The sequence below is a fragment of the Pleionea mediterranea genome (assembly GCF_003148745.1).
GTDB lineage: Bacteria > Pseudomonadota > Gammaproteobacteria > Enterobacterales > Kangiellaceae > Pleionea > Pleionea mediterranea.
In genome coordinates this window covers 1-21,874 of record NZ_QGGU01000004.1, presented here as the reverse complement: position 1 = coordinate 21,874, position 21,874 = coordinate 1, and the positions used below count along the sequence as shown (strand labels likewise).

The window sequence follows — 21,874 nt, the reverse complement described above, 5'->3', positions numbered from 1 at the left end:
ATAAATACACTCTAGGCCATGACCGGCTCAAGTTTGGCATAAGCCAACACCAGAGTCTTAGGGCCCACCGATTCAAAGTTGATTTGTATTCTGGCCTGGGGGCCGGAGCCTTCAAAATTTAAAATCACGCCGTGACCAAACTTTGGGTGTTCAACCATTTGCCCAAGCTGGAAACCTTCTGGCCCCTGATCACTGTCCATCAATGAACTAGTACCAAACATAGGTTGCGAGACCTGAGCGTTTAATCGGACTTCTTCAATTAAAGAACTGGGAATTTCACGAACAAAGCGAGAAATCGATGGGTAGGTTTCTTTGCCCCAGAGTCGGCGTTTTTCGGCGTGCAATAAATAAAGTTTTTTCATCGCCCGTGTAATACCGACGTAACACAAGCGCCGCTCCTCAGCTAGGCCATCAATATCATCCATCGACATTTGATGAGGAAATAATTTTTCTTCCAGCCCGGTTAAAAACACCACCGGAAACTCAAGCCCTTTGGCCGAATGCAAGGTCATCAGTTGTACCGAATCTTCGTACTTTTCCGCTTGCGCTTCGCCAGCTTCTAACGAAGCATGAGACAGAAAAGCAACCAGAGGTGGCATTTCGTCTTCCATCACTGGCAAACCACTTTCACCGTCTGCCGACTCAGGTAACCCAGCTTCTTCAGCCTCAAGTTCCGTGTCATACAGGTATTGATCAATATCAAATTCACGCGCAGCCGATACCAGTTCCTGTAAGTTTTCTTTTCGGGCTAATCCTTTTTCGCCTTTTTCTTTTAAATACATCTCCAGCAAACCCGACGCTTCAATAACAAAATCGATCAGCTCGTGTAAGTCGGCTTCGCCGGTTTCCGATTCCATGTTCGCCACCAACTCCTGAAACGTCATCAGTCCGTTGCGGGCACGCGCCGGTAACAGGTTTTCTTCAACCACTTTACTGGCGGCTTGCCAAAGGGTAATTTTATGGTTGCGTGCAATATCGCGCACCACTTCAATCGACTTTTGACCGAGCCCTCGCGTGGGAGTGTTCACTACCCGTTCAAAAGCCGCATCGTCATCACGATTGGCAATCAGACGACAATACGCCAGAGTATCTTTAATTTCGGCGCGTTCGAAAAAGCGCAGTCCGCCATAAATTCGATATGGCATACCCCGTTGTAATAAGGCTTCTTCCAGCACACGTGATTGCGCATTGGAACGATATAAAATGGCGCACTCCCGGTAGTTGTTGCCCTGATTAACGTAGTCTTGAATGCGCGAAGCGATAAAGCGGGCTTCTTCCTGTTCATTAAATGCCGCGTACAAAGAAATCGGTTCGCCCTGATCACCACTGGTCCATAAATTTTTTCCGAGCCGATCATTGTTGTTGGCGATCACCGCATTGGCGGCCTGCAAAATGGTTGAGGTGGAACGGTAATTTTGTTCCAGTCGAATGGTTTCGCTGTCGTTGTACTCTTGCTGAAAACGATGGATGTTTTCGATTTTTGCGCCACGCCAACCATAAATGGACTGATCATCGTCACCAACGATGGTGATGGCACTGGTGTTGCCGGAAATCAATTTTATCCATCGATACTGAATAGCATTGGTGTCCTGAAACTCATCGACCAACACATGGCGAAAACGATTCTGGTAATGGGTTCGCAAATGTTCGTTATCACGCAGCAGTTCATACGCGCGCAATAATAACTCCGCAAAGTCCACCAATGACGATTGCCGACAGGCCTGCTCATAATGGGAGTAGATGCTAGTCATGGTGGCGGTAAATAAATCACCATTGTGTTTGATATCTTGTGGTCTTTGGCCATCGTCTTTTCGGGCACTGATAAACCACTGCGCCTGTTTTGGCTGCCACTCGTTTTCGTCCAGCCCCATTTCACGCACTACACGTTTGACGATCCGTAATTGATCGTCGCTGTCGAGGATCTGAAAATTTTCATCCAGCCCGGCATCACGGGCATGGGCTCTGAGTAATCGATGAGCCAGGCCGTGGAAAGTACCGACCCACATGGCTCCCGCCGGGCGACCCAGTAAATCTTCAATTCGGCCACGCATTTCGTGAGCCGCTTTATTGGTAAAGGTCACCGCCAGCAATGCATGGGGGGATAGCCCACACTCACTGATCAACCATGCCATTCGATGCACCAAAACCCGTGTTTTTCCAGAACCGGCTCCGGCAAGAACCAACAGTGCCGGGGCGTCACAAGTCACCGCATTTTGCTGCGCTTCGTTTAAAAATTGTAAAATAGGATGCGTATTCATGAGCGGCATTCTACCAGTTAAATGAGTAGCATGCAGGCTTTAGTGTCATCGCTTATTCGGGTATGCTGAAGTTTCACTCAGCCCGTTGTCATCACAACATCAACCATCATTAATTTTTTAGGCCATGACTTATGATCCACTCTGCACTGAGCTATGTTCATTTTCGATTAATGGCACCTGTGTGTCGTGCATTTGTTCGACTTATGACCCTGATGATCAGCGTTTCTGTTGCCGTGTCGATAAACGCCCAGTCTATGGTTGATGACACTGACAGTCAGACCCTTACTCAACCCGAAATCAGTAAAGAAACAGGTACTAGTGACGGTGAAGGTACTGGTAAAAATGCAGATAATGAGAACGATAAACAATCTAACTCAACAGCCCATGCAAAATTCGCCCAGATGCTTTTGCAGCACAAGCAACAGGGCAAACCGATCCCACTATTCAGTCAGTTTTATCACCAATCATCCGCTACCAGCCAGTCGTTAATCAATGAAGCTTATGGTGTACAGAAACATTATGTTGAACTGCGTCAGAATAACGATAAGCACAATCATAAAATCAATGAGCGAATTATTGGCTACAAAGCCGGATTAACCTCGGCCGCCGGCCAGGCCAAGTTTGCCGTATCGGAGCCTTTGTCCGGTGTTTTATTCAACAGTGGCGCTCAGCCGTTAAGCGCTGATTTGCACAGGTCTCAGTTTGGCCAATTAATGGTTGAGACAGAGCTAGGCTTTCGATTAAATACCAGCGTAACAACGCCTATAACATCCGTGACGGAACTAAAATCGTTGGTGGCGTTTGTGTTACCGGTGATTGAGTTACCCGATCTAGGGTTTGCTAAGCCTGATATTAGTCAATCCGCAAAATTGACTGGCGCCGATATCATTGCAGCCAATGTGGCGGCTCATAGTTTTATTTTTGGCTCAGAAATACCAATTAATCACACGCCCGATCTCAATCAACTGTCGGTGAGTCTTACGCGCGATGGCAAAACCATCAATCAGGGCAAGGGCTCAGACGCACTGGGCGATCAATGGCAGGCGCTGTTGTGGCTTGTGAACCAATTGATCGCTCAGGGCTATTCAATAACCGATGAACAGGTGTTAATCACTGGCGCGTTAGGGCAAATGTTGCCAGCTAAGGTTGGCCAATATCGAGCCGAATTTGGCCCACTTGGTCATGTAAACTTCTCTGTTAAGGAGTGATTTTCAGTCATGAATGCCGTCCCTTTAAACACTGTTTTTTTAGATGCCGCGACACTGACGCCGGAATCCCATTACTCGGTGAAGGATGTGTTCGGCGACGACAGCCAGCTGGATATGTCTCCGGGCTCGAATGACTGGGACATCGATCCGCAATCTTTGGTTAAGGCATGCCAAAATTTGACCTGTTATGCCGGCACCCGTACCGATCAAATTATTCAGCGTTGTCAGTCAGCCGACGTTATCATCACCAATAAAGTGGTGCTTGATCAAACCATCCTTCAACAATTACCGAATTTAAAACTTATTTGCATCGCAGCCACCGGCACCAATAATGTCGATTTAGCGGCAGCAAAAGCTCAAGGGATCGCCGTCACCAATGTGGCCGGTTATTCCACTCAATCGGTGGTGCAAATCTGTTTCAGCTTGCTGCTGTATTTATCTTCGGGCTTATCGTCACTGCAAGCTGCCACTGAAAACGCCGGATGGGCCAGTCATCACCAGTTTGTTATGCTGCCACAGGCGTTTCAGCAACTGGCGGGCAAAACCCTGGGCATTCTCGGATACGGTGCCATTGGTAAAGCGGTTGCTGATGTTGCCCGTGCATTTGAAATGAAAGTTATTGTCGCGCAATTGCCAGGGCGCCCTGCCGGCTATAATCGCATGGCTTTGCCGCAACTTTTACCCAAGTGCGATGTGGTCAGCCTGCACTGCCCGCTAAATGACAACACCAATAAACTGGTTGGCGATGAGTTTTTATCGCTTATGAAGCCTTCATCCTTGTTGCTCAATACGGCACGCGGTGGATTAATTGACGAGCAGGCTCTGGCCAATGCCCTGCTAAACGGCTCTATTGCTGGTGCAGGGCTCGATGTACTCTCCACCGAGCCACCGGATAAAAATAATCCGTTACTCAACGCCGAAATTCGCAATATAATCGTCACTCCCCATGTGGGGTGGGCCAGTCAGCAAGCTCGGCAAACTCTGATTAACGAGCTTGCAAAAAACCTGACGGCGTTCGAACACAAAAACCCTCGTAACCGTATTGTTTAACCCGGGATCCTCTATGACAACGCAGCAAACCACACACACCAGTGACAGCAAGGTGTTTATGCAGGATATTTTTGAGCAGCAAAAGCACGCCTTTTTGTCGCACCCTTATCCGCAAAAAAAAGAACGCAAAGAAATGCTGCGCGCGTTAAAAAAGAGTCTGTTAAAAAACAAGGCGCGCCTATTAAAGTGTTTAAGTGCGGACTATTCTCATCGCTCCGATGACGACTCCTTAATCGCGGATATACTGCCATCGGTCATGACAATCAACCACACACTGAGCCACCTGAAGCAATGGATGAAACCTGAAAAGCGTCGGGTCAGTATGGTATTTCAACCGGCAAAAGCCTGGATCGAACACCAGCCTTTGGGCGTGGTGGGTATTATAGTGCCCTGGAATTACCCCATTTATCTGACCATTGGTCCTTTAGTGGCGGCCATTGCCGCTGGTAACCGGGTTATGATCAAGCTGTCGGAATTTACCCCTTATACCAACCGTATTTTGCGAGAAGTACTGGAAGAAGTATTTGATCAAACCGAAGTGGCTGTTATTGAAGGCAATGCTGATATTGCTGCCAGCTTCTCGGCTCTGGCGTTCGATCACCTGCTATTTACCGGATCCACTCAGGTTGGTAAACACGTTATGCGCGCGGCAGCAAATAACCTGACACCGGTCACTCTGGAACTGGGCGGAAAATCACCGGTATTTATTGGTCAGGATGCTCCCATGGAATTGGCGGTCGAGCGCATGTTGTATGGCAAATGCTTGAATGCCGGGCAAACCTGTGTCGCACCCGACTATGTTCTTTGCCCGCAGGATAAAGTGGCAACCCTTATAGAACTGATCGACAACCGATTTAAAAGCCTTTACCCAAGTCTGGATGACAATCCTGATTACAGCGCCATGATTAACGAGTCTCAATACGGCCGATTAAAAGCCTGGTTATCGGAAGCGGAATCCGCAGGCTGCGATATAATAGAATTGAACCCGGCTGGTGAATCCTTTACACCCTCAAGCAGAAAAATTCCGCTCACTTTGGTAGTAAACCCACCTGAGCATATTAACCTGTCACAGCAGGAAATTTTTGGCCCAGTGCTGCCCATCGTTGCCTACGAAACCGAGCACGATGCTATTCGCTATATTCAAAACCGTCCGCGCCCGTTGGCCTTATACCTGATGAGCTTTAACAGTCGCTTACAAAAACAGGTATTGTCTTTGACCCATTCAGGCGGTGTTTGCATTAATGATTCGATATCCCATGTGGTTCAGGATGATTTACCATTTGGCGGTGTTGGTCATTCGGGCATGGGGCATTATCATGGCAAAGAAGGCTTTTTAACCTTCTCTAAAACCAAGGCGATTTTTAAGAAAGGGCGCTTTAACAGTGCAAAGCTGGCTTTTCCGCCCTATGGCCGCTGGATACATAAGCTCATTTATAAGCTTTACCTTCGTTAGGCTACCAGACGGAGCAAAGCGGCTAGCCGTCATCTTAATGATTGGCTTTTTATTGCCTTTCGGCTATATTTTAAACACGATAAAACAATAATCGCCGGGATATTAATTTTTTGGACGGATAGTCTGTTTTGAAACATCAAAATAATTCTATTATCCAGACTTATCAGTATTACTAATCCGGTGATCTAAAAACTCGCATACCAAGTACGGGAGCATCACGTGAAAACTTTTAAATTAATGGTGATAAGCCTGCTTTCCTTAAGCGCAATCAATCTTTCCGCCAACGAAAAACCACAAGAATTATCCAGTACCGTCAACAGCTTTATGATCGAAAGCTACAACTATGTGTTAAATATTAATTTGTTGATTGAGCTTTGCGCAATGGAGCGTTATCTGGATGTTAATGTTGATTCAAAAGAGTTTAATGAGAATTTACAAAACAATATCAAACGATTTGCCGGTTTTGCCAAACTGGAATCCTATGATGAAGCGCAAATAGCATCAGATGTAAAGGTTAAATTTCAATCGTTTTTGCAAGGTGTTCGTTACGGCGGATTTATTGCTGATAACTTTTTAAAAACTCAATACCCTCAAGGTTTATGCACCGATGAAATCCGCAAGGATCTGCAAGACAAAATAGCAGAGCTGACGAAAAATAATGAGTTTCAATTATCCGAAGAGTACTAACATTTAAAGAGTTCTAATATCTAAAGAGTTTTAACACGAGAATTAATCCCAATATAAAAAGCCGACCAATGAGTCGGCTTTTTAATATCTTGGTTTCAAGTATTACCAAAATTTTGAATACAAGATTAATACAGGCTAATTGCTTCAATCGAACTTAACAACTCTGAGATAGAACGAAACACCAGTTGCCCGTCGGTTGAGTGCTGCTTCTCTGAGATAAGATCACTGAGTAACCAGCAAAAACTGTTAGCCCGATGCGCGGCCGCACCGTCAATATCCAGACTGTCACCGACATAAATAAATTCTTTGCTGGACACCTGGCAGTCTGCCATGGCCTTGAACAACATATCCGGATCGGGCTTGGCCTTACCATCAACCCCTGCGCGCCAGTGAAATAAAAAGTAATCATTCAGTTCGCTATGCTCAAGACTGGCGTTACCGTTACTGATCGCCACCAAGCGAAACTTTTTTGCCAATAACTCAAGCAATTTTTTTGCTTCCGGAAAAGAAATAAATTGTTGTCGCGCCTGATAAAAAACATCATAGGTTTGATGCGCAATAGCTTCATCTAAATGGTGGCTTTCGCAAAATGACTTTAAGGCCATTTGCCGAAGCAAGCTCATATCATGACAACGCTTATCGTCACCACTGTCTTCAATATGTGTCAGTGCCTGCTTGACCATTGTGGCATATTCTTGCTCAATAACGTCGCGGGAAAGATCAGGTAACTGTTTCTGCAAAAAGTCGAACTGCAAGGTAATAGCACGTTTAATAACGGGTTTGTTATCCCAAAGGGTATCATCGAGATCAAACCCAATCACTTTGCTTTGCGTTAACATCTGTTGCAGCGTGGATAACTTATTCATATCCCTCTCATTACTTTTTTCATAATAGCTTAAAGCTGTCTTATAATTTTCAAATCACCATCAAATAAAAATCGAATAACTATTTTTTCTTTTTAGCTCTGGGGTGCGCAGAGTCGTATACATTGGCCAGATGTTGAAAATCCAGATGGGTATAAATTTGCGTGGTCGATAAATCGGCATGGCCTAATAGCTCTTGCACCGCCCGAAGATCCGATGAAGACTCCAAAAAATGTGACGCACAGGAATGCCGGAGTTTATGCGGATGAAGACGCGCGGGTAACGCCAGTTGTTTACCCCAATATTCGAGCCTGGCCTGAATACTTCGTTGCTTTAAAACATTACCGGATGAAGTAATAAACATGGCTGTTTGATCGTCAGTAGCATGCAGCTTTCGAAAAGTTAACCATACTTTTAGCGATGCCATGGCTTTTTGACCAATTGGCGCAATACGTGTTTTATTGCCTTTACCGGTGACACGAATAAAAGCGTCATTTAAATCAAAATCATCCAGTGTAAGCCCCTGTAATTCACTAAGCCGTATGCCAGACGAATAAAACAATTCCATAATGGCTTTGTCGCGACTGGAAATAAAATCCACGGCTTGAATTTGATCAAGAAAAATGGAGACTTCATCAACATCCAATGTTTTCGGTAAATGCTTTTCGATTTTTGGCGTTCTTAGTCCTTTGGCGGGATTTATGTCGATAAGCTTTTGTTGCGCAAGAAAACTAAAAAAACTGCGGATGGATGACATTTTTTGCGCGATGGATTTCGACTTTAATCCCTGCTTATGCAGTTGAGCCAGATAACCTCGAAGCGTATGCACGGAAACATCTTTACTATTATCGATATTACGTGCGGATAAAAAATTAATAAACGCTTGTAACGTCACCGCGTAACTGTTGATGGTTTTTTCCGATAAGTTTTTCTCGACAGCGATATAAGCTAAATAGCGCTCAAGGTTATGCTCTATTCTGGTTTCGCTTGTATCTGCCACAGTCAGTGTTAAAAGTCTTTGAATTTCTGCAGCATCTGGCTGGTCACCGATGATATTAGCTGCAAAAACAAATCACCCATTTCAGGTGAAAATCGTGTCGCATCATGACTGAGTAATGCCAGAATTCCCATGTTACCAGAATGACCCAGCGGCAATATCGCTACCGAGCCGGGCGCTTCTGATGTTGAGGGAAACAACACACTGCGAGTTTTTTTATCAATGCGACCACATATCGGCTGGTTGTCCGGAAACTGACAGTCGAGCGATTGCAATAATCCCTTTGCGTCACTGTAAACCCGGGCATTATCATGACGCGGCCAACGCCCGACTAAATTAATCGATACCAGATCCAGATCGAACTCGCGCTTTAATAAATCGTTTAAAGTATTGGTCAATTGCTGCAGCGACTGACAATCAATCAGACAAAGCACTAAACGAATGCACTTTTCCAGAAGCTGCTCATTGTCTTGAGCGGAGCGCAACATTTCGATTAGCTTGCCCTGTAACTCCCGGTTTTTATCCCGCAACACTTTTACCTGTCGTTCAACCAGCGAAACGCCGCCTTCAACTTGATGGCTGATAGTAATGTGCGACAGCAATTTTGGATGACATTCTAAAAAGTCTGGATGAGTTGCCAGAAAATCAAACACCTGTTGCTCAGTTACAGCGTTTGCCTGTTTCGCTTCAGTCATAATTCTATCTGCCCTTCAAAAACAAATTCGGCTGGTCCGGTCATATATAAAGGTTGACCATCGCCTTCCCAGTCAATGGTTAATCGCCCACCGGGTAATTGCACTTTAACGCGTTTATCAAGTTTGTCCTGCAACTGACCGATAGCAGCGGCAGCACAAGCACCGGTACCACAGGCCAGCGTTTCACCAACCCCCCGCTCATAAACGCGTAACTTGATATGGTTGCGCTCGACCACCTGCATAAAGCCAACATTCACCTGTTCGGGAAAAATATTATGCTGACAAATGGCACTGCCCCAATCATCAACCGATGCCCGGCTGACATCTTCAACGGTCATAACACAATGAGGATTGCCCAATGACAAAGCGCCAACCTTATGACGGATACCGTGCGTCTCGACACTGTACTCTGTATTTTGTTCGGCGTAACGCATGGGGATCCGTTGAGGTGACAACACCGGCACACCCATTTCAACGGTGACATTACCATCTTTGTGCATTCGACTGCTGATCACGCCTTTCAGGGTGCTAATGCGCAACTTGTACTTCCAGGTCAATCCCATCATTTTGACAAATTTGGCGAGACAGCGAGCACCATTACCGCATTGCTCAACTTCTTTGCCATCAGCATTAAAAATTCGATAATGAAAATCCACATCAGGTTGTTGCGGCGCTTCTACCAACAGCAACTGATCAAAGCCAATGCCGTAATGGCGATCCGCCAGCCGCCTGATTTGGGCTTCATTAAAATAAATGGGCTGAGATATGGTATCGACCACCATAAAATCATTACCCAGTCCCTGCATCTTGGCAAAACTGATCAGCATCAATATTATCCGGAAAAGAAGGTTAAGTCGGTTGATTTTTGTTCATCGGCGGGCCTCAAAGGTCCTTTTTGACCGCAACCAGCCAAACACGCCACTACAAATATCAAACCTAATAATCGTTTATATTTCATAGGGCAAGTATAACCAGATCGCGCGGCTGACATAAAGCTCCCAAAGTCATTAATAATGCCAAAGCTGAATTCTGGTTATTTAAAGACTGGCAAAAAGCGACTGGAACAAAAGGTTTCGCTCTAACAATAACTTTGCTTCGCTGAGTAATTCTTCTGGTGTTGACAAAGTAAGCTTGGAAATAGTGACCTGCTCGGGTGTTAATTGTAACCGGTCAAGCCAGGCAATAAATTTATTCGATAGCTCGGGATCATGCTGTTCAAAGGTGAAACTTTGTTGATGGCAGGTGACATTGAAGGTTTCTGGCTTTGAGTCAGCATTGAATGAAATACTGATGTCACCATGAGTCTGAGCATCTAGTGTATTAATGTCATAACGTGACAGACTTTGATCCTGATTCAACAAGTAACAACGAAACTCGGTTTCATCAAAACCCGCACAGCTGTTGGTTAAAAACTGATGCAGACAGCCAATATCTTCCTGATAATTATGTGGATTAAAAAAGCCATAAACCACGCCACCGTATTGATCAACAAAACAATAGGATGTCGAATACTCAGATTTAGGATTAACAATTAAAAAATGTTCGCCGGGTTTACTGCGTTGCAATGCCGTGCGGATTACCGGATCGGGAAAACACCTGGAATCAAATTCTATTAACTGATATTGATTGAATTGATTAATAATTAATTGCGACAATTGATCTTCTGTCGCTGCGTTATGCACAATAAATTTTTCATTTTGTTTTTCTATCACGCAATATCGCGTGCCTAAACGAAAAATATATTTCTTAACATGGGCATCTCGTCCCTGATAGCTCAATATCAAATGTCGATAAAAGTTTTTAAGCCGGGTGACTACTTCATCGGCTCGCATGGATGAAAAACTGTAGTAGTTAAGTTCTGGTTCAACCGATTGTCTGTCAATCAACTCGAGTAAAGCAATTGCCGCTTCAGAGACTGCCTGCTCACCTTTAAAGTGCACAACAAATTGCTCACCCCAGCTGTTTACGTAATATAGATCGATGGTTTCAATTAAATTATGGCAGTCATTACCAAAACAAAAAGGATCGTTCTTTTTGGTAATAATGTGCATACCCTGCTTGGCAACTCCGGTTAACTTATCTTGCGCAATATTAATAAAGCAGCTGATATGTTTGATAGTAGGTGAATTTAAATAAGCACTGTCACTCACCTGTATTTTTTCATACTGAATGGAAAGTAATACCTGAATAATGCGTTCCAACTCATCGTATTGCAGGAGCTGCTTGCTGTCCCGATACTGAATAGAAGAGCCTTCATTTAGTACGCCATTGACTTTTGCCCAAACCAATAGCTCAAGTAATGAGCTGCACTGATAGACAGGCTCCACTGACTGGGCTTCCTGCTGGCTTACAGCGCGATCATAAAAACTCCATAACTCGAGGTTTTTCGCTTTGCTTTGTCTGACAAGTGATAAATGCTTATCCAGCATTTGTGCAACAAAATTAATATTGACGCGTTCGATCTTGCCATGGGTTAATTCAAGATTTGCACTGATTTTTCGACTTAAACACAAGAGATCGTTTTTGTACTTTTCAAAAAAACTTTCATTTAACTTGATAAACTGACCAATGGCTCTAAACGATGAAATCAGTTGTTTAATGTACAACCGCTTTTCGTTGCCTATCTGATTAATATCCCACTTGTTTTTATGATCAAACAACTCACGTTTTTCAGCACTCCAGTTCCATTCTTTAACCAGCTCATCGATCACTGCTTTAGCGGGTGAGTCGGGAGCCTGCTGACGAGTCAGTCGCGTGTGAATTTTGTGGTACAGACAACGGCGAACAAACTCCAGCCGATCACTTTGTTCATTTGCGGTTAAATATTCCTCCACTTTTCGATGCATAAGCAGATAGGCATCGGATACGGTGGCATTATCCATCATGCTGTGAACATAAGATTTGTAATCAAAGCTGAGCGGCGTCACATCGGGGTATTCGCTCAAGTAAGATTCCATCAACACCAATTTAAGCGCTGTTTTATAAGGTGACTCCAGCGCTTTGTTAATGTACCAGAGCGCGTTAGAAATAAACTCGTTCAGTGGAATTTGTTCTATGGCACCAAAATCGATAAAGTCTTCCTGCTGAACATGCCGCTCTTTAATTAACCGCTCCACATATGCCGAGTAATGCTGCTCCTGCTCACAGGGCACTACCCACCATAATAAATATCGTCCGGCCAAATGAATTTGTGTGCGATAAAACTCATCCAGTAACAGCCGAGTTTCTATGGTAGAGGATTCATTTTCCGCAGCGCTATCAACAATATTATCTTGTGTGACCAGATAGATGCTGCAATCGATTGATTGTTGTCTGGCCCAGTTCTGAATGTTTTGCCGTTTTTGTTGCAATAATTCATGTTGCTTCGGCGATAAATCACTGCTCACACAGACCCAGACATCCAGATCACTTTGTAACGAATGAGCCACCGAACCGGCACTGCCCATTAAATACAATGCTTCAATTTGAATTTGCCGGGCTGCTCGCGGTTGATAATCAAAACTACGAGCAAACTTTTTAGCGACTTGCAGTGTAGTTTTGTCGGGCTGGTAGTTGGCAACCCCACATGGCGCTTCGGATCCCACATAACCGGGTAACATGGGATGGTTGGAATGAAACAGCAGCGGCAACAACTGAATAAAATTATTGTCTTTTTCATCCAAATTATGACTCAGCAAAGCCTTGCGTTTGTCATTGATCTCCAAAAATCGACGCAGCAATTGCTTTAACTGCTTTCGGTCAATGTCTGAAGACACTGCTTCGGATGAAATGTTTTGCCCCATGAATACTCTTACTGCCTGGTTATTTTTCCACAAACCGCTGATTATATTGGCATTAATGCAGGAATGATTTAAGGTTAAGATTGTAAGTAAGCGATCACGTTAAATCGACTTTTAACCGGCTAGTTTAACCATTCAATCCAGAATATGCATAATACGACACTGTTTGATTACCAAAAATCTGTATTTGAGATACTCAATGTCTCAGAACTTGGTTTAGTAATTCTAGACGATAATCGCCAAGTTATTTGGTGTAATGGTGAATTTGCCACCTGGTTGCATGATGAGGCAGAAAACCTCACCGGCAAAAACTGGCTGAGCCTGCCCTTTGAACCCACCGATGACGACGACCAGCTGTATTGTCTGGTCAGTAAAGAACGCAATCAGCCGCTGCATCTGCAACACTGGAAGGCATTACTCCCCAGCAACCCTAAGCTCACTGTACATTATTTCAAAGTGATCCACAGTGAAAATCCACAGCAGAAAGGTTCACTTAAGTTTACTGGTTTACCCAAACGACCAAACTGGGTGCAATTTCTTGATTACGAAGTCAGCCGTAGCCGACGGTACGATAATCCACTGGCGGTATTAAAAGTAAAGCTGGTGATGTTTGGTGATCCCGACTCGGTTTCCCTGAATAACCGGATGAATCAATTAATGTCTGAAGTGCTGAAAGATGAGTTACGCTGGGCGGATATGATTGGCCATTCTCACTCCGGTGAGTATTTGCTGGTTTTGCCAGAAACAACGGTTGAGTCCAGTGATGCGTTAAAGCAAAAAATACGCAAAGCCATCGACAAACGAATGCAGCGTCAATTTCCTGAACAAGAGTTTGATCTGGTATTTGGTGAAGCGCACTGGAGTAAAGGCGATTCCAGCGGCTTGTTGCTGGATCGTGTAAGAGACGATTTATTAATTCAAATGCAGCATCTGATGGAAAAATACCAGTAACCGCCCTATGGAGCAGGCCAACCATTCAAACACCGAACGGGGCATTATTCCGGACTTTTGTCAGCTCCCGCGCGTCTTTATGCTGGTGTTATTATCTGAACTGCTGGCCATACTGTTCACTATTTTAACGTTTAACTTACAGCAATCGGCCTGGTACTTGCTGGGTCTTCACAGTGTGTTTGTGCTCTGGATCAGCCTGTTTTCTGGTGCCTTCTTTTGCTTAACACGCCGCTGGCTTAACCGTTGCTCCATTGTCACAGTAACAGTACTTTCTACAGCAGCCATTGCGCTGATTACACTACTCTCCAGCTTGCTGGCGCTGAGCCTGTTTTTTAACACCACCATTACCCTGTCTCCCGAGCAAATGTGGTTTTTAATTCGCAATACCACCGCAGCGGTATTGATCACTTTGGTGTGGATGCGTTATCTGTATCTTCGCCAGCAGGTATTGAATGGCATTATTGCCGAAGGCGAAGCCAGGTTCCGCTCATTGCAGGCAAAAATCCAGCCGCACTTTTTATTCAACACGCTCAACACCATCGCCAGCCTTATTGCTATCAGCCCAACCAAGGCCGAAAACACACTGGAGCATCTGGCAACGTTACTTCGCTCCAGTTTAAAACCCGGTGACGATCTTGTATCACTGCAAACCGAACTTGACCTCTGTCGGCACTATCTGGAGATCGAGCAGCAGCGTCTGGGCGATAAATTGATAATTGAGTGGCAAATTGATGTTGATCCGGAAGCCTATACACTGCCACCTTTTACACTACAGCCCTTGGTGGAAAATGCCGTTTACCACGGTATTCAACTGCTGGTGGATGGCGGTGTGGTGAGCATTAAAGCCGAACAAGTAGCAGGAAAATCATTATCGTCACAAGCCTCTAGTCATGCTGAACCATTGTTGCGCCTCGAGGTTTCCAACCCTTTACCGGCATCGCGCAGTAAACCCGGCAACCAGACCGCCCAGTCAAACATTCAACAGCGTTTATCGATCCGCTATGGATCACAGGCTAAAATGATCACTCATCACAACAACGATCATTACATTACCGAATTACTTATTCCGGGAGCACAGTCGTGAATATATTAATAACCGACGATGAGCCATTAGCACGACAGCGGTTGCGTCGCCTGCTGGAAGATCAATCCTCCGAACACCAACTGTTCGAAGCCAACACCGGCATAGAAGCGGTGAAGATTTGCGATAACAATCGGATTGATCTGGCATTTCTGGATATTCGGATGCCACAAATGGATGGCCTCGAAGCAGCACATCACCTGACACAGATGAAAGTGCCGCCTGCGGTGGTATTTGTTACCGCTTACGACGATTATGCCTTGGATGCGTTTTCGGTCAATGCCATTGATTACCTGCTGAAACCCATTAAACGCGATAAGCTTGAGCAAGCCATCAACAAAGCGACCCAGCTGAATCCTTTGCAGTTGAATAAAGTCACCGAACACAGTCCCGAACGCCCGCAACGCAATCATATTTCAGCGCGACTGCGCGGTGAAATTCAATTGATCCCGATTCATGAAATCTATTTTTTTCAGGCCGATCAAAAGTACGTGTGTGTTAAACACAAAGAAGGTGAGGCGCTTATTGAAGAACCATTAAAACAACTGGAGCAGGAACTCAGCGATGGCTTTGTTCGAATTCACCGCAACGCATTAGTCAATAAACGCTATATAACCGGTCTTACCAAGGACAACGCCGGGCACTTATTTATGACCATCAAACATTATGACGAACCACTGGAAGTCAGCAGAAGGCATGCCTCCCATATTCGAAAGCTGATAAAATCCCTGTAAGCCTTTTCACATAACCATAATTCTTCACTTCAAATAACCATGATTTCAGTGGGCTATTTGTGTTCGATTGAACCGGATAAATCCAGCTGAAACAACAGTACCATCGGTATTAGAGCATGTTTATCTTTCGCTCTAACAAAACCTGAAATTTGATCGTCCGTTAATGCATTAGTCGTCTTACAAGCCACCCGCAATATGCTAAGATCACCTTTGAATCTTTAATTATTTGCGTCCCCATCATGTCACTTATCAGAATAGCCACACGCCGAAGCCCACTTGCCCTATGGCAGGCTGAATTTGTTCAGTCGGAACTGAAAAAACATCATCCGGATATTACGGTTGAACTGGTCCCTATGGTGACCAAAGGCGATAAAATTCTCGACACACCACTGGCTAAAATTGGCGGCAAGGGTCTATTTGTTAAAGAACTTGAACTGGCAATGCTGGAGGATCGCGCCGATATTGCGGTTCACTCCATGAAAGATGTGCCTGCCGGATTTCCTGATGGGCTTGAATTATCGGTCATTTGCGATCGTGAAAACCCAACCGATGCCTTTGTATCCAATGTATACGCCAATCTGGATGAAGTACCATCTGGTGCCATTATTGGCACCTCCAGTTTACGCCGCCAGTGTCAGCTCAAAGCATTACGTCCGGATTTGACGATCAAAAGTTTACGCGGCAATGTCGGCACCCGATTACAAAAACTCGACGACGATGAATACGACGCGATTATTCTGGCTACCGCAGGATTAATGAGACTGGATCTTCAATATCGCATCAAAGATGAAATCCCAACCAGCGTACTATTACCGTCTGCCGGACAGGGTGCCGTGGGCATTGAATGTCGCAGCGATGATCATCAAACCAAACAATTACTCGAACCGCTGAATCACAGCTTGACGGCTGCGCGAGTCACTGCCGAACGCGCCATGAACCATCATCTGGAAGGCGGTTGTCAGGTACCCATTGGAGCCTTTGCTGAGCTGAAAGATGATGAATTACTGTTGCGCGGACTGGTTGGTGAAGTGGACGGCTCACGGCTTTTAACCTTTCATCATCAGGCTCCTATTAGCGAAGCAAAACAGTTAGGCATTCTGGTTGGCGAGGCATTAAAAGAGCAGGGTGCCGATAAAATCATTCAAGCATTGTTGCAACAGCAAGCCTGATCCCACCGATGGTCAAACCGGAACACTTTATTGTCACCCGGCCAGCTCATCAGGCTGAACCGCTTGTCAGTTTACTGGAAAGTAATGGATTGACTGTTAGTGCTATTGCACTGCTCACCATTCACCCGGCAGAACCGGATTTACCCGAAGAGCAATTCAATCAAGCACTGCAGGACTCTAACAGTCTGTGGTTGTTTATCAGCCCGAATGCCGTGTCGTTTGCCCGGCAACGAATGTCCAGCGCACAATGGCAGCAATTGCTGCAACACAAGTTAATTGCTGTGGGCCAATCCACCGCTGCCGCTCTGCAACAAGCTGGCGCGTCCGATGTTACTGTGCCGCAGCAAGCAAACAGCGAAGGCCTGCTACAACTTTCCCTGTTACAACAGGTGACTGGCCAGACGATTATTCTGGTAAATGGTCAGGGCGGCCGTCCGCTGCTTCAGCAAACATTGCAAGCACGCCAGGCAAAGCTTGCCAGTTACACCGTCTATCGCCGCGAACCCATTGATTGCACCACACTTTTAAAACAGTTAACGGAGCATCAGCTATGGATGAAAACAAATAAGACTCTTTCGCCCAATGTCGCCTGGATTGTATCCAGTGAAGTGGCGTTAGAGGCTCTGTCGAATTGTTTCAATCATCCGGTCTCGGTTATTGTGACCAGCGACAGGTTGGCGAAGGTTGCTTTAAAATACCAACATAATATTATAGGACAGAGCGCCAGCGCCCATAATGACGATATCTTGCGCTGTCTCGCCCATTTAAATCAGGATACGGTTAATGACTAAAGACAGTTCATCAGACAATAAGCCAACATCTAGCCCTGAGCCAGAGAATAACAAGACTGCGCCGAGCAAGGATAAATCAGCTCCTGAAAAGCAGGATAAGACATCGGCTAAAGCTCCTTCCGAAACTTCAGCTTCTGAGAAATCCGAGAAAAACAAATCATCAGCCAAGTCGACAGCTAAAAAACAGATGTCGAATGCCGAGCCAGATAAGGATTTGAATACTTCTGCCGAACACAAAAACAAAACAACTAAAACAGAAGAAGCAAATCAACCTAAAGCTACTGATTTTCCCGAACGTCCTGCCGATAATCATACTATTGAGAAAGCACGTAAACCCATTAGCATTGGTTTGGTACTTTGTTTATTACTGGCGCTGTCTGCCGTCATTCTCAGTGGCTGGATCGGTTACTCACAATGGAACAATCAACAGCAACAGGCGCAACAATTATCGCAACAAAATTCGGATATCGATGATCAAAAACAACGCTTAGCCCGGTTGCAAAATAATATAAGCCAACAGTCGCAGGCAACCCAGCAAACCAACCAATCGCTGGAACAACTAAAAGCTCAGTCGAATCTTTTGCGTCAACAATTGGCAGTGACTCAAGACAAGCTGCGGATTATATCCAGTCAGGGTAAACAGGAATGGTTGTTGGAACAGGCTCACTACTATTTAACTCTGGCTCAGGAAAAATTATTGTTTGAAAATAACCGCTCTACTGCCATGGCTCTGTTGGCTCAAGCCGATGATACCCTTAAACAAACCAGTGATCTTAATTTGACCCACATTCGTCAGGCCATCAGTGATGACTTAACCTATCTTGACGGACTAACGGATAACAACAATACCGATTTACTGTTACAGCTGGCGTCATTACAAAAACAGATCCCACAACTTGCACCGGTGGCCTATCAGCTACCGGAAAATCAAAACTTTGAACCTGAGCAGCACAAAGCCTGGTTCGATAGACTAATGCAAACACTGGATCAATTTGGTGAAGACGCGTTTAAATACCGAACACACGATGAAAAAGTTCAGCCTTTACTGACCGAGCAGCAATTAACCATTTTACAGTCGGCTTTGCAGCTCACTCTATCTCATGCACAAACAGCTGTACTGGAAAACAACCAGCCCTATTATGTCAGCCGTTTGCAATCGGCCCAGGAAACCATTCAGCAATATTTTCAACTGAATCAACAGGGCACTGCCATTGTCAGTCAATTACAGCAATTGTCGCAACAAACTCTCGGACAAAAAATTGATTATTCATTGCAATCGCTGCCTTTATTAATGGAAGAAAAAGAACAACGCCGATTAAAGTGGTACAGCGAACAGCAACAAGATTTACAACAAGGTGATCAACCATGAAGCTACGTCATCTTGCGCTACTGGCAATTATCATCGGTGCGTTACTTGCCTGGTTTATAAAAGATCAAAGAGGTTTTGTTTTAATAGCCTGGGATAACCATTCATTAGAAATGCGCCTCTGGATCGCTGCGGTACTTGCGCTTGGTTTAATCTTTGTAACTTTTATCAGCAGCTGGTTGGTCCTTACCGTTAAACGTACCGGCAAGTTTGTCAGTTTATGGTCAAAAAATCGTGGCAGCCGACGTTCAAGAAACCAAACACTTAACGGCTTAATTGCTCTGACCGAAGGACACTGGGAAAAAGCCGAACACTTATTTATTAAAGCTTCGGAAAAATCAGACAGTCGCTTGATCAATTATTTATTAGCCGCCAAATCGGCACAAGAACAAAAAGACTACACCAGACGCGATAATTATTTACAAAAAGCCGCTGAATATCAGCCCAATGCCAGCATTGCCGTCAGTTTGACCCAAGCCGAATTACAGTACGAAAGTGGTCAGTATGAATTGGCTCTAGCGTCCTTGTCGCAACTTTGGGATCAACGCAAAAAACACCCTTACGTGTTAAAGTTGTTAGCAAAATGTTATTACCGCTTAAAAGATTGGCAGCGGTTATTTGATTTATTACCCGCGTTAAAACAAAAGCAGGCGCTTGAGCGCAGTCAATTTGAATCCATCGAAATGGAATGTGTGACCAAGTTGCTAATATCACAAGCCAATAAAGGCTGCGAACAATTACAACATTGCTGGCAAAAAATGTCCGGTGATTACCAAAAAAATCCTCAACTCGTCATCTGTTTTTCTCGTTTATTAATTGAGCTTGGTGCATTCACCGAAGCCGAAGCGGTATTACGTTCAGCCCTTAAAAAAGGCTATAAGTCACAACTTATCTATTGGTATGGCAAAGCGGCCGGACGTGACAATCAAACACAACTGAGTTTTGCAGAATCTTTTCGACAAGATGGTCAAAGTGACTGGGAAATGTTTTATGCTCTTGGACAGTTAAGTTTTAATAATGAACTCTGGGGCAGAGCACGTGACTATCTGTTGCAATCGCTGCAATTAAAAAATACCCTGGAAGCATCACAGCTGCTCATTATGACCTATGAACAACTGGATGAGCCCGTAACCACCATAACAAGAACCCTTAAAAAAGCGCTGGCATCTGCTGCGAATGCTTCATCACCTTCTTTAATTGATAAATCCACCTCTCACTTTATCGAACAGTAAACTCTGGAAACCTTTATGAACTCATCCAATCCAAGCGTTGGCTTTATTACTCTTGGCTGTCCAAAAAATACCGTCGACTCAGAACGTATCGTTACACAGCTTCGCGCTGAAGGTTATCAGCTAACCAACAGTTATGATGACTCCGATCTTGTGGTGGTGAATACCTGTGGATTTATTGACGACGCCGTTCAGCAGTCGCTCGACACCATAGGCGATGCATTGAATGAAAATGGTAAAGTGATCGTAACCGGCTGCCTTGGGATCAAAGAAGATTCCATTCGAGAAGTTCATCCAAATGTACTCGCCGTTACAGGCCCACATGCCTATAAAGAAGTAATGGAACAGATACATCAGCATTTGCCGCCACAACACGATCCCTTTATGGACCTGGTGCCACCTGCCGGCTTAAAACTTACGCCACAGCATTACGCTTATTTAAAAATTTCGGAAGGCTGTAATCACAACTGCACCTTTTGTATTATTCCATCAATGCGCGGCAAACTGGTTAGTCGCGATATAGGCAGTGTGTTACAAGAAGCAGAAAATCTGATTAACAATGGCACGCAAGAATTACTGGTGGTGTCTCAAGACACCAGTGCTTATGGAATTGATACAAAATATCGAACCGGCTTCTGGAATGGTGCACCCGTCAAAACCCGTTTTCAGGAACTGTGTCAGGAACTGGGCAAACTCGACGCCTGGGTAAGGCTGCATTATGTTTATCCCTACCCACATGTGGATCATGTCATTCCGCTTATGGCAGAGAATAAAATTCTGCCTTATCTGGATATTCCGTTTCAACACGCCAGTCATCGAATACTAAAAGATATGAAACGCCCTGCGGCCAGTGAAAAAGTATTAACCCGCATCAAAAGCTGGCGTGAAACCTGTCCGGATATTGCTTTACGCAGCACCTTTATTGTTGGCTTCCCCGGAGAAACCGATGACGACTTTAAAGAACTTATCGACTTTCTATATGAAGCGCAACTTGATCGTGCTGGTGCATTTAAATATTCGCCCGTCGATGGTGCAACTGCCAATGATTTACCGAACCATATCGATCCCGATACTCAGCAAGAACGATGGGAAACCTTTATGGCCGTTCAACAAGAAATAAGCGCCAATAAACTGCAAAAGAAAGTTGGCCAGCGAATGGAAGTTCTAATTGATGAAATAACGAAGAATGGCGCTACTGGCCGTACTCGCTATGACGCACCAGAAATTGATGGTCAAGTACATATAACAACCGATGAAAAATTAGAATCTGGCGACTTGGTGGAGGTAACTATTCAATCAGCCGATGATTATGATTTGTTTGCTTAGTATTTAAAACGAATCGCACTAGAGCGTGTTGATCTTTGTTTATAAAATAAGCAGGCATGATATTCAGGTATAATTTGTTTCGCCAAAAACCAACCACACCTGACTTATCATGCCAAGACTCATGCTAACAGATAACACCTGGAAACAACTAAAAATTTTAATGACTCATAGTGGTCGAGTGTACAATAAATACGAGCATAGGATGACACCAGAAGGCATTCTATACCGCATGAGAAC

Annotated in this window: 19 protein-coding genes; 12 read left to right on the top strand and 7 right to left on the bottom strand. The window is 44.7% G+C overall.

What is annotated here, in order from left to right:
- Nucleotides 1-11: 11 nt before the first annotated feature.
- Nucleotides 12-2,258 carry a DNA helicase II gene (gene uvrD / locus C8D97_RS05685; RefSeq protein ID WP_109763072.1) on the bottom strand — a complete coding sequence of 749 codons (2,247 nt, stop codon included), beginning with the start codon at nt 2,256-2,258 and terminating at the stop codon, nt 12-14.
- A gap of 131 nt (nt 2,259-2,389) precedes the next feature.
- Between uvrD and C8D97_RS05680 the strand changes: the two genes are divergently transcribed.
- The 4 genes from C8D97_RS05680 (at nt 2,390) to C8D97_RS05665 (ending at nt 6,656) form a co-directional block, all read left to right on the top strand.
- Nucleotides 2,390-3,466 carry a 2-keto-4-pentenoate hydratase gene (locus C8D97_RS05680; RefSeq protein ID WP_109762791.1) on the top strand — a complete coding sequence of 359 codons (1,077 nt, stop codon included), beginning with the start codon at nt 2,390-2,392 and terminating at the stop codon, nt 3,464-3,466.
- Between the two features lie 9 nt (nt 3,467-3,475).
- Nucleotides 3,476-4,516: a D-2-hydroxyacid dehydrogenase gene (locus C8D97_RS05675; RefSeq protein ID WP_109762790.1), complete on the top strand. Its 1,041-nt coding sequence runs from the start codon at nt 3,476-3,478 to the stop codon at nt 4,514-4,516.
- Between the two features lie 13 nt (nt 4,517-4,529).
- Complete coding sequence (locus C8D97_RS05670; RefSeq protein ID WP_109762789.1) at nt 4,530-5,969, top strand: coniferyl aldehyde dehydrogenase; 1,440 nt, start codon at nt 4,530-4,532, stop codon at nt 5,967-5,969.
- Nucleotides 5,970-6,188: 219 nt separating this feature from the next.
- Nucleotides 6,189-6,656, top strand: coding sequence for a hypothetical protein (locus C8D97_RS05665; RefSeq protein WP_109762788.1), 468 nt, complete (start codon nt 6,189-6,191; stop codon nt 6,654-6,656).
- 125 nt (nt 6,657-6,781) lie between these two features.
- Here the strand turns inward: C8D97_RS05665 and C8D97_RS05660 are convergent, their stop codons facing one another.
- The 6 genes from C8D97_RS05660 to C8D97_RS05635 form a co-directional block, all read right to left on the bottom strand.
- Complete coding sequence (locus C8D97_RS05660; RefSeq protein WP_109762787.1) at nt 6,782-7,522, bottom strand: HAD-IA family hydrolase; 741 nt, start codon at nt 7,520-7,522, stop codon at nt 6,782-6,784.
- Between the two features lie 79 nt (nt 7,523-7,601).
- Complete coding sequence (gene xerC, locus C8D97_RS05655) at nt 7,602-8,519, bottom strand: tyrosine recombinase XerC (protein ID WP_245411401.1); 918 nt, start codon at nt 8,517-8,519, stop codon at nt 7,602-7,604.
- 8 nt (nt 8,520-8,527) lie between these two features.
- Nucleotides 8,528-9,211: a DUF484 family protein gene (locus C8D97_RS05650; protein ID WP_109762786.1), complete on the bottom strand. Its 684-nt coding sequence runs from the start codon at nt 9,209-9,211 to the stop codon at nt 8,528-8,530.
- Nucleotides 9,208-10,038: a diaminopimelate epimerase gene (dapF, locus tag C8D97_RS05645; protein WP_210204867.1), complete on the bottom strand. Its 831-nt coding sequence runs from the start codon at nt 10,036-10,038 to the stop codon at nt 9,208-9,210. Before dapF ends, C8D97_RS05650 begins: the two co-directional genes overlap by 4 nt.
- Nucleotides 10,039-10,043: 5 nt before the next feature.
- Nucleotides 10,044-10,169: an LPS translocon maturation chaperone LptM gene (gene lptM / locus C8D97_RS18580; RefSeq protein ID WP_109763069.1), complete on the bottom strand. Its 126-nt coding sequence runs from the start codon at nt 10,167-10,169 to the stop codon at nt 10,044-10,046.
- Nucleotides 10,170-10,248: 79 nt separating this feature from the next.
- Entirely contained in the window at nt 10,249-12,993 is a 2,745-nt protein-coding gene (locus C8D97_RS05635; RefSeq protein WP_109762785.1) for a class I adenylate cyclase, read from the bottom strand.
- A 144-nt stretch (nt 12,994-13,137) separates the two neighbouring features.
- Between C8D97_RS05635 and C8D97_RS05630 the strand changes: the two genes are divergently transcribed.
- The 8 genes from C8D97_RS05630 to rimO all read left to right on the top strand — a co-directional run bounded on the left by C8D97_RS05630 (nt 13,138) and on the right by rimO (nt 21,637).
- The gene (locus C8D97_RS05630) at nt 13,138-13,941 is read left to right on the top strand and encodes a sensor domain-containing diguanylate cyclase (protein WP_109762784.1); all 804 of its coding nucleotides are present in this window, start codon (nt 13,138-13,140) and stop codon (nt 13,939-13,941) included.
- A 7-nt stretch (nt 13,942-13,948) separates the two neighbouring features.
- Nucleotides 13,949-15,025, top strand: a complete 1,077-nt coding sequence (locus tag C8D97_RS05625) for a sensor histidine kinase (RefSeq protein WP_109762783.1) — start codon at nt 13,949-13,951, stop codon at nt 15,023-15,025.
- Nucleotides 15,022-15,756: a LytR/AlgR family response regulator transcription factor gene (locus tag C8D97_RS05620; protein WP_109762782.1), complete on the top strand. Its 735-nt coding sequence runs from the start codon at nt 15,022-15,024 to the stop codon at nt 15,754-15,756. Before C8D97_RS05625 ends, C8D97_RS05620 begins: the two co-directional genes overlap by 4 nt.
- Before the next feature lie 239 nt (nt 15,757-15,995).
- The gene (hemC, locus tag C8D97_RS05615; RefSeq protein WP_109762781.1) at nt 15,996-16,925 is read left to right on the top strand and encodes a hydroxymethylbilane synthase; all 930 of its coding nucleotides are present in this window, start codon (nt 15,996-15,998) and stop codon (nt 16,923-16,925) included.
- Nucleotides 16,926-16,933: 8 nt separating this feature from the next.
- Nucleotides 16,934-17,716 carry a uroporphyrinogen-III synthase gene (locus C8D97_RS05610; protein WP_109762780.1) on the top strand — a complete coding sequence of 261 codons (783 nt, stop codon included), beginning with the start codon at nt 16,934-16,936 and terminating at the stop codon, nt 17,714-17,716.
- Nucleotides 17,709-19,085 (top strand): uroporphyrinogen-III C-methyltransferase, encoded by a 1,377-nt coding sequence (locus C8D97_RS05605; protein ID WP_109762779.1) that lies wholly within the window; start codon nt 17,709-17,711, stop codon nt 19,083-19,085. Before C8D97_RS05610 ends, C8D97_RS05605 begins: the two co-directional genes overlap by 8 nt.
- Nucleotides 19,082-20,314: a heme biosynthesis HemY N-terminal domain-containing protein gene (locus C8D97_RS05600; RefSeq protein WP_109762778.1), complete on the top strand. Its 1,233-nt coding sequence runs from the start codon at nt 19,082-19,084 to the stop codon at nt 20,312-20,314. The genes C8D97_RS05605 and C8D97_RS05600 overlap by 4 nt, the downstream gene beginning before the upstream one ends.
- A gap of 15 nt (nt 20,315-20,329) precedes the next feature.
- Nucleotides 20,330-21,637 (top strand): 30S ribosomal protein S12 methylthiotransferase RimO, encoded by a 1,308-nt coding sequence (rimO, locus tag C8D97_RS05595; protein WP_109762777.1) that lies wholly within the window; start codon nt 20,330-20,332, stop codon nt 21,635-21,637.
- Nucleotides 21,638-21,874: the final 237 nt, after the last annotated feature.